Source organism: Pseudomonas abieticivorans (assembly GCF_023509015.1).
GTDB classification, from domain to species: domain Bacteria; phylum Pseudomonadota; class Gammaproteobacteria; order Pseudomonadales; family Pseudomonadaceae; genus Aquipseudomonas; species Aquipseudomonas abieticivorans.
The window spans coordinates 6,438,756-6,451,808 of the sequence record NZ_CP094975.1 but is presented as its reverse complement, the minus strand read 5'-3'; the positions used below and the strand labels follow the sequence as shown (position 1 = coordinate 6,451,808).

General features: G+C 62.3%; 11 protein-coding genes. 3 read left to right on the top strand and 8 right to left on the bottom strand.

The window, feature by feature from the left end:
• Positions 1-139: 139 nt before the first annotated feature.
• Positions 140-1,033 carry a phytanoyl-CoA dioxygenase family protein gene (locus L9B60_RS29255; RefSeq protein ID WP_249674636.1) on the bottom strand — a complete coding sequence of 298 codons (894 nt, stop codon included), beginning with the start codon at positions 1,031-1,033 and terminating at the stop codon, positions 140-142.
• A gap of 254 nt (positions 1,034-1,287) precedes the next feature.
• On the opposite strand from L9B60_RS29255, the gene L9B60_RS29250 reads away from it, so the two are divergent.
• Together L9B60_RS29250 and L9B60_RS29245 are read left to right on the top strand one after the other, a co-directional pair.
• Complete coding sequence (locus tag L9B60_RS29250; RefSeq protein WP_249674635.1) at positions 1,288-2,181, top strand: alpha/beta hydrolase; 894 nt, start codon at positions 1,288-1,290, stop codon at positions 2,179-2,181.
• A gap of 62 nt (positions 2,182-2,243) precedes the next feature.
• Positions 2,244-3,578: an aspartate aminotransferase family protein gene (locus tag L9B60_RS29245; RefSeq protein ID WP_249674633.1), complete on the top strand. Its 1,335-nt coding sequence runs from the start codon at positions 2,244-2,246 to the stop codon at positions 3,576-3,578.
• A 227-nt stretch (positions 3,579-3,805) separates the two neighbouring features.
• Here L9B60_RS29245 and L9B60_RS29240 read toward each other — a convergent pair whose 3' ends face one another.
• Positions 3,806-4,603, bottom strand: a complete 798-nt coding sequence (locus L9B60_RS29240) for an SDR family NAD(P)-dependent oxidoreductase (RefSeq protein ID WP_249674632.1) — start codon at positions 4,601-4,603, stop codon at positions 3,806-3,808.
• A 237-nt stretch (positions 4,604-4,840) separates the two neighbouring features.
• On the opposite strand from L9B60_RS29240, the gene L9B60_RS29235 reads away from it, so the two are divergent.
• The gene (locus tag L9B60_RS29235) at positions 4,841-6,244 is read left to right on the top strand and encodes an APC family permease (RefSeq protein WP_249674631.1); all 1,404 of its coding nucleotides are present in this window, start codon (positions 4,841-4,843) and stop codon (positions 6,242-6,244) included.
• A gap of 82 nt (positions 6,245-6,326) precedes the next feature.
• Here L9B60_RS29235 and L9B60_RS29230 read toward each other — a convergent pair whose 3' ends face one another.
• From L9B60_RS29230 to L9B60_RS29205, 6 genes are all read right to left on the bottom strand, one after another.
• Positions 6,327-7,301, bottom strand: a complete 975-nt coding sequence (locus L9B60_RS29230; RefSeq protein ID WP_249674630.1) for an alpha/beta hydrolase — start codon at positions 7,299-7,301, stop codon at positions 6,327-6,329.
• Positions 7,302-7,315: 14 nt separating this feature from the next.
• A complete protein-coding gene (locus L9B60_RS29225) occupies positions 7,316-8,779 on the bottom strand; it encodes a flavin-containing monooxygenase (RefSeq protein ID WP_249674629.1) in 1,464 nt (487 codons plus the stop codon).
• A gap of 47 nt (positions 8,780-8,826) precedes the next feature.
• Positions 8,827-9,990 (bottom strand): iron-containing alcohol dehydrogenase, encoded by a 1,164-nt coding sequence (locus tag L9B60_RS29220; protein WP_249674627.1) that lies wholly within the window; start codon positions 9,988-9,990, stop codon positions 8,827-8,829.
• Positions 9,991-10,033: 43 nt separating this feature from the next.
• Positions 10,034-10,834, bottom strand: coding sequence for an SDR family NAD(P)-dependent oxidoreductase (locus L9B60_RS29215; RefSeq protein WP_249674626.1), 801 nt, complete (start codon positions 10,832-10,834; stop codon positions 10,034-10,036).
• A gap of 54 nt (positions 10,835-10,888) precedes the next feature.
• Positions 10,889-12,034 carry an AraC family transcriptional regulator gene (locus tag L9B60_RS29210; RefSeq protein WP_249674625.1) on the bottom strand — a complete coding sequence of 382 codons (1,146 nt, stop codon included), beginning with the start codon at positions 12,032-12,034 and terminating at the stop codon, positions 10,889-10,891.
• A 455-nt stretch (positions 12,035-12,489) separates the two neighbouring features.
• Positions 12,490-13,053, bottom strand: a complete 564-nt coding sequence (locus L9B60_RS29205; protein WP_249674624.1) for an NAD(P)-binding domain-containing protein — start codon at positions 13,051-13,053, stop codon at positions 12,490-12,492.

The window sequence follows — 13,053 nt, the reverse complement described above, 5'->3', positions numbered from 1 at the left end:
AACCTGCAGTTGGCCGCTTTCGACAGGGCCCACGCGCTGACCGGTCAGCAACTGGCGCAGTGCCTGGGCCACAGTGTGTGCCAATGCCGTACGCCCCTTGAACAACCCCATGATCATCTCCTTTGTCTGGACAACGAGGTCAGTCCAGTTCCAGCACCTTGGCCAGCTCGACGTAATCCAGGCTCCACAAGGTGCCGCCGCCCAATTTCTCGTTATGCTGCGAACGGAAGCCTGTCAGTTGCTGGCCACGCTTGCTCAGGGTGCGAGCCATCTCCAGCGGGACGGCGAACGGGTAGGCCTCTTCCGGCACCAGCCAGCCGGGGCAGAACGCCAAGGCCAGGGCCCGACGCGGGCGGTTGGAGATGTTGGCACCGCCGCCATGTACCACCTTGCCGGAATACAGGAACGCGTCGCCTTTTTCCATGACCACCGGGATGGTCGGGGTGTTGTCGATGCGCTCGCGGTCGTTGAAGTCGGGCCAGCTCTGGCTACCCGGGATGATGCGCGTGGCACCCATCTCCTCGGTGTAGTCGGACAGCGCGACCAGGCAGTTGCACATGACCTCCGGGCCCGCTGGGCCGAGGCTGCGGAAGACTGGGTAGTTTTCCAGGTCGCGGTGCAGGTATTGCAGCTTTTCGCCTGGTTGGATCTCGATGATCTGCGCCGCGTTCATCCAGTAGGCGTCGCTGGTTTCCAGCATCATGGTGTCGATGTAAGACAGCAGAATGTCATGGTCCAACATCTCCTCGCGAAAGGTCTTGCTGCGGCGGATCAGTTGGGTCACGCGCTTGGTCTTTTTGCCGGTGAACTCCTGCATCCATTCGGGGCAGGTGCTGTTGCCCGAGGCCCAGTCGGCGACGATGGGGTCCATCTCGGCATTGAAACGCTCGAACTGCGCGCTGAACAGGCCTTTGATGATCACGCCACCGTCTTCGTCGATGATCTGCTTGACGATCGCAGGTGCGGTGCCCGCAGGCACTTCACGCAGTTTAGTCAGGGTATGTTCTTGGGCGTGGGGCTGGGTGGCAAGCATGGGGTTCTCCAGTCGTATGGGACGCTGAGCGACTTGCGCAATGGCACAAGGCATGGACCGATAGTAGGACCGGCAAGGGGCGCCAAACAGGTGGACGGAGGCCATTTATCTACGCTTTGACGGCCAGCGATGCAATTGGCTGGTGCGCACAGAAGTTTGGCCACCGCGAACCTGTCCGCCGTTCCTGCACGCCTGCAACATCTGCTGAAAAAGGACCGGCGTGACGCCCGGTTCGCCCATTGCAGGAGATGCTCATGCGCAGTGATATCAGCTTCAAGACCACCGACGGCCTGACCTTGAAAGGCTGGCTTTACCTGCCAACCGGCGCGGCGGGCCCGTACCCGGCGATTGTCATGGCCCACGGCTTTACCGCAGTCAAGGAGCAGTACCTGGACCGCTATGCCGAGGTGTTCGCGCAGGGCGGCTTTGCGGTGCTGGTGTACGACAACCGCAATTTCGGCGCCAGCGAAGGCCTGCCGCGCCAGGAGGCCGACCCGCAATTGCAGGTGCGTGACTACCGCGACGCAATCACCTACGTCAGCAGCCTGGATAACATCGATGCATCGCGCATCGGCGTGTGGGGCTCCAGCTACAGCGGCGGCCATGTGCTGCAGGTAGCGGCGTTCGATCGCCGGGTCAAGTGCGTGTCGTCCCAGGTGCCGGCCATCAGTGGCTCCAGCGACGTGCGCATGGCCGTGCGCCCCGACCTGATGCCGGGGCTGATCGAAGCGTTCGAGGCCGATCGCGCCGCCCGTTACGCCGGCGAGCAGCCGTTGCTGATGGAGGTGGTGGCCGAAGATCCAAAAGCCGATTGCGCCTTGCCCGGCCAGGACTGCTATGACTTTTTCACCCAGAGCGGCGACACCGTGGCGCCGGCCTGGCGCAATGAAGTGACGCTCAAAAGCATCGAGCTGCTCAACGAGTACGAGCCAGGTTATGCCATCGATCGCATCAGCCCGACGCCATTGCAACTGATCGTTGCTCTCAAAGACACCGTCACGGTGCCGGATGCCGCGCTAAAGGCTTACGAAACGGCCCTGCAGCCCAAGCACCTGGTACTGCTGAACTGCGGGCATTTCGATCCTTACCTGAGCGAATTCAAGGCCTCGAGCGGCGCTGCCGTCGAGTGGTTCAAGCGCCATCTGTAACCCTTTCGTCGTTAACACCCGGCCTGCCCGCTGTACTTAAAACAGCTTCAAGGAATACCACTATGCCCGCTGCAAAATGGCCTGAAAACCACAGTCAATCCAAAGCCCTCTACGACCGCGCCACCAAAGTCATGCCCGGCGGCATCACCCGTATCCTGCCCTGGCAGGAACCGTTCCCGGTGTATGCCGGCAGTGGTTCGGGCGCCTATGTCACCGACGTCGATGGCACGCGCCGACTCGATTTGCTCAACAACTTCGCGTCCTTGATCCACGGCCACGCCCACCCGGCGATCGTTGCGGCGATCCAGGAACAGGTCACCAAGGGCACAGCCTTCACTTTGCCTACCGAGCCCGAAGTTGCCCTGGCCGAAACCGTGTGCGAACGCGCCGAGAGCTTTGAGTGGATTCGTTTCTCCAACTCAGGTTCCGAAGCGGTGATGTGCGCGATCAAGGCCGCGCGGGCCATTACTGGCCGCTCGAAGATCGTCAAATGCGAAGGCGTTTACCACGGCTCGTACGACTACGCCGAAGTGAGCCTGGACTCATCGCCAGAGAACTGGGGCGATGATCCCAAGTCCATCGGCTATTCCAAGGGCGTGCCTGAAGGCGTCAAGAACGACGTGGTGGTAATCCCGTTCAACGATGTCGAGGCGGCCGAGCGCATTATCCTCGCCAACCGCGATGCCATTGCCGCGATCCTGATCGACCCGGCCCCGAGCTACTTTGGTTTCGTCCCGGTCACCGAGGCGTTTATCCAGATGATCCGCCGCGTGTCGACCGAGATTGGCGCGGTGTTTATCCTCGATGAAGTGATCACCTTCCGCGTCCACCGCGGCGGTGCCCAGACCCGTTTCAACATCAAGCCCGACCTGACCGTGCTGGCGAAGATCATCGGCGGTGGTTTCCCGGTAGGCGCCGTGGCCGGCCTGCGCAGGTTCATGCAGGTGTTCGACCACCGCGAAGGCAAGCCGCTGCTGCCGTGGAGCGGGACCTTTACCGCCAACCCGATCACCATGACGGCGGGCAAGGTGTGCCTGGACCTGTACACCCAGGCCGAGTCCGACCGCCTGGACGTGCTGGGTGATCGCCTGCGCGCGGGTGTCACCGAGGCGTTCGCCAAGGCCGGTTTCCCCGGCCAGGTCACCGGCTTTTCGTCGATGTTCATGGTGTTCGGTCACCAGCGCGACATTCGTGACTACCGCAGTGGCTACTCCAACAAAGAGGAGGCCAAGTGGGTAACACGCTTGCAGCGCAACCTGGTGCTGGAGGGCTACCACATTGCCAAGACCGGCAAGGCGTTCTTGTCCACGGTGATGACCCAGGGGGATGTCGATGGCTTCATCGCTGCCACTGAACGCGCTGCGCGTCAGGCCGTGAAAGAAGCTGCCGAGGGCTGATGACTGGGCAATGAAAAAGCGGCGCTGCCATCAGGTAGCGCCGCTTTTTTTTGGATTGAGCCAACCCTGTATTGCACCCGTCAGGCCCGACCCGCGTAGGAGCGGATTCATCCGCGAAGGGCCGCTGCAGTGCATCAGGCATAACGCATCGCGGCTTTCGCGGATAAATCCGCTCCTACGGGGTGTTGCCCGGGGCAGGTAATTGAGAGTCGTGCGCCGTGGGCGCGTTACTGCGCGGTATAGGCGCCGTCCACTGTCAGCAGCGAGCCGGTCATCCACTGGGCGTCCTCGGAGGCCAGGAAGGTCACGGCCTTGGCCACGTCCTGCACGTTACCGATGCGCGGCCAGGGCGTGAGGTTTTCCAGCAGGGTCTTGATCTCGGGGTCGTCCAGCTCCTGGCGCACCATGGCGGTGGCGAGAAAGCCTGGGCACACCGCGTTGACGTTGATCTTGTGCGCGGCAAAGTCCACGGACAGTTGCCGGGTCAGGTTGTTGACCGCGCCCTTGGAGGCGCAATAGGACGCTTCCTGGGCCAGGCCCACCAGGCCACCGATCGAAGAGATATTGACGATCTTGCCGCGGGTGCCGGTCTCGCTGACGTCCTGCTTCATCATCTGGGTGATCGCGAACTTGCAGCCCAGCCAGGTGCCCTTGGTGTTGACGTTCATGGTCAGGTCGTAATCGGCCTCGGTTTCCTCGACGATGGTTTTCAGCTCCACCGCCACGCCGGCGTTGTTGATCATGATGTCCAGGCGGCCGAAGCGTTCGACGGCGGCGGCGACCAGGTCTTGCATATCGTTGTAGCGGGAAACATCGGCCTTGACGAAGATCGCTTCGCCGCCGTTGTCGCGGATCAGTTGATCAGTATCGATGTGCAGGTCGCTCTCGAAGCCTTCCGGGCGGGCTTTGCTTTTCAGGTCGGAGCACACCAGGTGGGCGCCTTCGGCGGCGAGCGCCAGGGCGATGGCGCGGCCATTGCCGGAGCTGGAACCTGTGACAATGGCTATTTTATTGTTGAATCGCATTGGGTCGCCTCCATCGGCAAGCAGGGTTTGAGCAGAGGGATAGGCCCTCGTGCAAAGGTGTCACGCCTGGGAGTCTAAAAAGCCGCAGCAGGCGTTAACAGGTGCGAAACGGCCAGCCGGCACCGAGCATCGAAGACCGACGGCACAGCGAAATTGGCCGCTGGCAACCTGTTGAGCAGGCGTGCCGCGGCGCTAGCCTTCAGGCCAGTTCCGCTCTGTCTTCGAGGCTTTGAAATCATGTCGCATCCTGCAGACCATTCACTCAAACGCGATACCCTGGATACCAAGGACTTGGTGCTGTTGGTACTGGCCGCCGTCGCGCCCATGGGCATCGTGGTGTCGCTGACCACACTGTCCATCGCCCTGGGCACCGGCGCCGGCACACCCGGTACCTATATCGTCGCGGCGTTGATCTTTTCGGTGTTCGCCGTGGGCTATTTAAAGATGAGCCAGCGCATCACCAACGCCGGAGCGTTCTACGCCTATATCAGCGCCGGCTTCGGCGAGCGGGCAGGGCGTATCGCTGCCTGGCTGGCGGTGATGACCTACAACGCGATTACCATCGGCACCTTTGGCAGCCTGTCGTTTTTCAGCAGCCTGGTGCTCAAGGAACTGACCGGCATTGACATAGGCTGGCAGTGGTTCGGCGTGTTGTGGCTGGCCGCAACCTTGGTACTCGGCTACCGGGATGTCGGCGCCAGCGCCAAGGTGCTGGCCATCGCCCTGTTGCTGGAGGTGATCAGCCTGTTCGCCTTCGACCTGGCGGTGCTGTGGGACAAGGGCTTTCACGGGTTCTCGCTGGAGGTGTTCAATCCCTCGCTGGTGCTGGGCAGTGGCGCGGGCTTGAGCCTGATTCTGGGGCTGGGGTCGTTCATTGGCTTTGAGGCGACGGTGATTTATGGTGAAGAAGCCCGCGACGCCCGGCGCACAGTGTCGCGCGCGACCTATATCGCCATTGCCCTGATTGCAGTGTTTTACCTGACCACTACGTGGGCGATGGTCTCGGCGGTGGGTGTCGAACAGGCCAAGGCCACAGCGGCCGGCGATCCGGCGTCATTCCTGTTCATCATCAACACCCAGTACGTCGGTACCTTAGCCACGCAGATCATGCAGGTGCTGGTGATCACCAGCCTGTTCGCCGGCTTTTTGGCCCTGCACATGAGCGCGGCGCGCTATCATTTTTCGCTGGCGCGCAGCGGCATCCTGCCGGCATGGATGGGCAAGACCCACCCCAAATATCACTCGCCGTTCAACGGTACGGTGGTGCAGTTGGCGTTGGTGGCCGGGGTAACGCTGTGCTTTGTCGCCGCAGGCCAGCATCCGTATTTGCAGATGGGCGTGGCGCTGTTCGGCATGGGCGTGCTGGGCATCGTGCTGCTGCAGTGCCTGACCAGCTTTGCGGTATTTCGTTATTTCAGCCGCGAGCGCCTTGGTGAATCGCTATGGAGCACGGCGGTCGCGCCCTTGTTGGGCGGGGTAAGCATGCTGGTGGCGTTCTTGCTGATGATCGACAACTACGCGGTGATGACTGGCAGTGACCAGTGGTGGGTCAACCATTTGCCGCTGGTGTTCCTGCTGGCACCGGTGCTGGGGTTGATCGGATCGGTAGCGGTAAGCCAAGCGCAGATCGCCCAGCCCTGATCGCATGGGATGTTTGAGGCGAGGGTGCAAGCATCCTCGCCACAAGGTGGTTTATCAGATCGAGGTAGGAGGGACGTTGCGTTCAGCGCGAAAGTTTGACTCGATCGGTGATGAACTGCGCCGCTTCGGCCAGCAATCGGCGCCCGGTTTCGATCTTGCCGGCGCTGGTCAGCACGCCATGGGCATGGCGGGGTAGATGATGATGCACCACCGCCGTACCCGCACTGGCCGCCGCGCCAGCATAGGCAATCCCCTCATCCGCCAGCGGATCATGCCCCACCGTCAGGATGAACAGATCCGGTTGCACCCGGCCCTCGCTATGCAGCAACGGTGACAGCCGCGCATCGCTTGGGTCCTGGCCCGTTGGCACATACTGCTCGCGAAACCAATGCATCGATTTTGCCGTTAACGGGAACCCCTGGGTGACCCGCTGGTACGAGGCGTGGCTGGCAGTCAGGTCGGTGACGGGGTAGAGCAAAACCTGCGCCTTGAACGCGACGCCCTCGACCTGATAAGCCGGATGGTTGGCCAGCACCGTGGCCATGTTGCCGCCAGCGCTGTCGCCGGCCACCACCGCGTTGCCCAGGTCCAGCCGCAGCTGGCTGGCGTTGTCGCGTACGAACCGCAGCGCCGCCAGGCAATCGTCCAACGGCACCGGAAAGCGATGCTCCGGTGCCAGGCGATAATCCACCGCCACCACGCTGGCACCAGACTGGTTGGCCAGGCTGCGGCAGAGGCTGTCGTGGCTGTCCAGGTTGCCGATCACCCAGCCGCCACCGTGGATGAAAAGCACCCAGGGGGTTACCGCTTCGCCAGCGCTACCGGCCGGGCGATACAGACGCAGGGCAGCGGTGCCTTGGGCCACCGGATACTCCAGCGTGTGAACCTCGGCGACCGGTTGCCAGGCAACGCCATTGGCGGCGCAGGCCTTGAGGTAGTTAGCCCGGGCCTCGGCCAGCGGCACGTCCTGAAAGGACACCTCGCCGTTGGCGCGAAACGCTCGGACGAGGTCCACCGCGTCGGCGGCGACCTGTTCCAGTGCAATGCCTTGACTCATGAGAGGCCCTCGCTTCAAACGCCCAACAGATGGTAGTCGCTGGCGCGCCAGTCGGTAGCCAGGGCGCGGTATTCGTCCACCGTGCCCGACCAGTTGTTGATGACCTTGCCGGCGGCATTCTTGTACCAGCTGGAGCAATCGGAAGAGAACGCCGAGGACTGCATATTGGTTTGCAGGGCGTCGTTGTAGGCGCCGAAAGCCTCCTCGGTAACGTCCAGGGCCGCGGCCTGAAGGTGTTGCACCGCCTGGATGATGTAGCGCTGCTGGATCTCCAGCATGGTGATGATCGAGTTATGGTTCAGGTTGGTGTTGGGGCCATAGATCATGAACAGGTTGGGGAAACCCGGCACCGTCATGCCCAGGTAGGCTTCGGCGCCGTCCTGCCAGCGCTGGTGCAGGGTTTGGCCGTTACGCCCGATCACTTGTAAGTCGCCCTGGAATGCCTGGCTTTCGAAGCCGGTGCCAAAGATCACCACGTCGAACTCATGCAGGGTGCCGTTCTTGTCGACGATGCCCTGTGGCACGAAGTGATCCACCGCGACAGTCTCCAGGCTGACGTTGCTGCGCATCAACGCCGGGTAGTAGTCGTCGGAGCGCAGGATGCGCTTGCAGGCGAACTCGTAGTCGGGGGTAAGCTTGGCGCGCAACTCGGCGTCCGGTACTTGAGCGGCGAGGTGACCGCTGGCCATCTTGATGCCTTCCTGCTGTGCCTCGGTGCCGTGGCGGGTGCGGGCAAAACCGTTCTCGCGAAACGCGTGCAGTTCGCGGCGGCTTTCGTGGAACAGTTCGGGTTTGGCGCTGTAGGCGTCGAGCTGCGCTGGCGTGAAGACAATCTGGTTGCGCGGCATGATCCAGTTGGCGCTGCGCTGGAACACGGTCAGGTGTTTAGCCTCCTTGGCCACTTCCGGCACATACTGCACGGCGCTGGCGGCAGCGCCGATGCTGGCGACTTTCTTGCCAGCCAGGTGTGCATCGGCCGGCCACTGCGCCGAGTGAAAGTATTGCCCGGCGAAGTTGCCCAGGCCTTTGAAGGCGGGGATGGCCGGCTTGTTCAATTGGCCCCAGGCAGGCACGAAAAACCGCCCCTGCAGGTGCGAGCCATCGGCCAGCAGGAACCCCCAGCGCTGGGCGTTTTCATCCCAGCGTGCCTCGCTCAGCTCGCTGTCGAGCTTCACGTGTGGCAGCACGTCATAGTGCGCGGCCAAGGTGTCCATGTAACGCAGCAGTTCCTGGCGGTCGGCGTACATTTTGCTGACCCGCAGGTGCGGGAAGAAGCTGTAGCAGTACAGGTGGGATTCGGTGTCGCAAGCCGCTCCCGGGTAGGCGTTGTCGCGCCAGACGCCGCCGATGCGGTTGCCACGTTCCAGCACGATGAAGTTGTCGATGCCCTGCATTTTCAGTTGCGCGGCCATGCCCAGGCCGCCGAAGCCGGCACCCAGGATAACAATGTCGTAGGTCGATTGTGCTGCGTTCAACATGGGCTTTTTCCTTGTTCTTGTACGCTGGGAGAAGGCGAGGCGCCGGTTTAAAAAGCTTTTTTGTAGAGCGCCAAAGCGTCCGCTTCGCGCAGCTCCACCGGGTTGTTCTGCAGCAGGCGCTCCTGCTTCATGGCGTCGTGGGCCAACAGCGCGAGGCTGTCTTCGCGCACCTTCACATCGCGCAGGCGCCGTGGCGCACCGGAGCGGTTCATCAGGTCGTCCATGAATTCCACGAAACGGGTGGCGCGCGAGGTGACCGTGGCGTTGCTTGGGCCCAACAGCACGTCGGCGAGCTCGGCATACAAGGGCGCGGCCGCACTCAGGTTGAAGCGCAACACCGGGCCCAACATCAGGGCATTGGAGAGGCCATGGGGGATGTGGTAATGGCCGCCCAAGGGGTAGGCCAGCGCATGCACCGCAGCCACCGGGGCATTGGCGAACGCTTGTCCGGCCAGGGTGGCCCCCAGCAGCATGGCCTCGCGTGCCAGGCGGTTGTTGCCGTCTTCGCAGGCGGCGATCAGGTTGCCGGCCAACAGGCGCAGTGCTTCGCGTGCCAGGGCATCGGAAATCGGGTTCTTGCGGTGGCGGCTGGTGTAGGCCTCGATGGCGTGAACCATGGCGTCGATGCCGGTGGCTGCTGTAATCAGCGGCGGCAGGCCAACGGTCAGTTCAGCATCGAGGATGACTTTGTCGGCGTACAGTTGCTGGGCCACGACACCCATCTTGGTGGTTTCGCCGGTGGTCAGGATGGTGATGTTGGTGACCTCCGAACCGGTGCCGGCGGTGGTCGGGATTTGCACCAGGGGCAAGCGGCTGCCCCTGACCTTGCCGATGCCGTAGAGGTCGGCCAACGGCTGGTTGGACGGGATCATCACGGCGGCGAGCTTGGCGATGTCCAGGGACGAACCGCCGCCCAGGCCCAGCACCAGGTCCACCTTGGCGGCGCGCGCCTGGCCGACGCAGTCGTGCAGCACCGACTCGGGCGGGTCGGCGACCACATCGTCGAACACGCTGATAGTGAAGCCTGCCTGTTGCAAAGAGGCTTTGGCGGCGTCCAGCAGGCCGTTGGTGTGCAGGAACTTGTCGGTGACGATCAGCAGGTTGCGTGACTCGGTCCAGGCGCCGAGGATCTCGCCGAGGCGCCGTGCGGCACCCCATTCGGCGACGATGGAGGCGACGGTGTCGAAGGTGAATGGCTTGAAAATACTCATGGGCTTGGTTCCATTGCGGACAGGTGAAAAGGTGATGAGCGCATCACACCGAATAACGCGACAAGGTCTCGCCGCCGTCGATGCGTATCAGGTCGCCATGGATATAGCTGGAGCGTTCGGACGCCAGGAACACCGCAAGGTCGGCCACGTCATCGATTTCGCCCCAGCGCTTGAGCGGAATGGTTTCGGCAAAATCATCGACATACCCCGGTTGCTCCATCAGCGCGCGGGTGAGGGCGGTTTTCGCGTAGGTCGGGCAGATGCCGTTGACGCGGATGCCCTGGTGGCCGTATTCGATGGCCAGGCAGCGGGTCATGTTGGCCTGGGCGGCCTTGGAAATGTTGTACACCGACTGCCACGGATGCCCGCCCAACCCGGCGGTGGACACCAGGTTGATGATGTTGCCGCCGCCGCCTTGAGCGAGGAACGCCGTCACTGCCGCCTGGGCGCCAAAGAAGGTGCCCTTGACGTTGACGTTCAGGCACAGGTCGAGTTCTTGCTCGCTGAATTCATGAATCAACTTGCCGTCGCGGTACACGCCAGCGTTGTTGATCATCACATCGATGCGCCCGAATTTGTCGGTTGCTGCCTGCACCAAGGTGGTCAGGTCATCGCGACGGGTCACATCGCACTGTTGATAGATGGCCTGCCCGCCGCGCTGGTTGATCAGTTGGCAGGTGGTCAGTTCAGGCTGCTCGTCGAAGCCCTTGGGGCTGGCGGCCTCGCTGATGTCGCCAATCACCAGGTGGGCACCTTCCTGGGCGAGCTTTACGGCAATGCCGCGCCCAAGGCCGGTGCTTGCGCCTGTGATCACCACGACTTTGCCTGACAGTTTCATGTCCATCGATGTGTTCCTTATTGGGAGTGATGCTGGATAGGGCAGGGGGCTTGGCAAGCCTCAGCCCACTGCTGCCATGCTCTGTTCAGCCCAGGTGGCCGATGCGTGCAGTGGCTGGCCGTGGGTGCTTTTGCCATGGCCCAGGCGCAAGGCATATTTACCGCCGTTGTTGAGCACGCGATATTCGCGCGGCGAGCGCCCGGTCCAGCGCTTGAAGGCGTGACGGAAGTTGGCCGCGTCGCTGTAGTTCAGCTGTTCGGAGATGGCCTCGGTGGTCATCGGGGTGTTGAGCAGGTAACGAATGGCCAGCTTCTTGCGCACTTCCACCAGCAACGCGTTGTACGAAGTGCCCAACGCATCAAGACGTCGGCGCAGGGTGCGCGGCGACAGGTGCAGCCGATCGGCGATATCCGACAGCGAGGCGATGCAGTGGCCAGAGCCCAGCAGCAGGTTCTGCACTTGGTAGCTGAGGTCGTACTTCTGAATCACTTCGCGCATCTGCGCCTGGCAGGTGGCCTTGCAACTGGCATGGGTGATGCTGTTGGCCTGGGCCAGCTTGGCATCCAGCCACTGCCCGGCGAAGCGGATGGCGGTGCGCGGGCAGTTGAAGCGCACGTCGATGCCCAGGCTTTCGCGTACGCGGGCTTGCTCATCGGCCGGGGCATCGATGACCAGCTCGATGCCGTCGCACGAGAAGCCAAGGCCCAGGATGTCCTGCAGCAGGGTGATCAGCTTGGAGATTTCCAGGTAGTACCAGAAGCCTTCCTGGTTAGTGTTCAGGCCATAATGGTCGCTAAGCTCCAGACAGGCGCTGGCGTCATCGTCATTGATGTGCACCCCGAGCTTGAAGTTCATCAGCAGCCCGAACTGAGCCGCGACGGTCAAGGCTTCGCGCAGGGTGGCGCTGCTGAGCAGGGCGAAACCGACGATGCCGTAGGAAGTCAGGTGCATGCGCTTGCCCACCTCCAGGCCCAGCAGCGGATTGTTGCAACTGCGATGCAAGGCGCTATGAATCAGCGCGTGCTGATTGAGCGAGATTCTGCCGTGGGGGTTGTGCAGGTCCGCGGGGGTCAACCCCCCGGCCGCCAGGCATTGGCCCAACTGCAACTCATTGCAGCCGCTGACGTGCGCGGCGGCGAGGATTTCCGCCATGGAGAAAATCTTGTCGTCGCACGTTACTGGTGTGGTGTCGATCAGTCCCATCATGCAGCCCTCACAGCGATAATCACGCAAGTGGATCGCGCAGCGAGGCGCAATCGAAAGGAGACATCCGCGTCGAATGTTTTTCGAATTAAAAGCATTCCGAATTCAACGCATTGGCTTGGGCAGGCCGGGGAATAACGCTTACAGGAAGAACGGTGGTGTTACGGCGGGTCTTCGACCTCATTTCTTATCTCCTGACCTATCGGGACCGGCATGCGGCGCCCTGTTTTTTGTTGGTCTATCAGGTAGGTATTGCAATGACACACAAGACTTTGCAGAGCGCGAAGCGATCAACTAGGTCGTGTGACCGATTAAATACGGTCGAGTGACCTAGGTCAAGTGACGGATGTATGCGTCCGACAAAAAAACTCACTGCTTGCGAGTGAGTTTTATTGATGCAAAGTGGGGGGTAGGGGGGTAGCAGGCAGGGAACGGCAGGGTAGAGCGGTCGCGCTGATTTAACCGCAGATGCCCGCGGGCTGGTGTTCCAGGGTCGCGCCACAGTCGCTGCCCAGATAGGTCAGCGAGGCACCGAGGCTGCGGCACAACGGCTTGAGGCGTTCGTACACGCGTCGTGGGCCGGCGCACACCAGTTCGCAGTCGCTTTGGCCAATGCTGTCGGCCCGGCCGTTCAGGCTGATCTCCAGGTAGTCGATGTGCTCGCTACGCGCCCATTCGCCCATGGAGCGTGCCGAGGAGGCCGGGCGGGTCTGGGTGGTGTTGAAACTGATCAGCGCCTTGCCATGCAGGCCGAAGGTGGTCTCCGGGCTGCACAGCCGCGCGTTCATCAGCAACTGGTCGGGGAAGCAGGTGATGACCACATCGCTGCTGTCGACCGCCTGTTCCAGGTTACGCAGCAACGTGAAGCCTTCGCAGGGGGCAACCAGGGTGTTGCGCAAGGGGTCCAGCCCGGCCACCGCGAAGCCCTGGCGCGCCAATGCGCGGGCAATGCTGCTGCCAAAGGGGTCGAGGCCGATGATGGCGACGCGCTGAGGGTAAAGCGGGCGGGCTGCAGGGGTCAT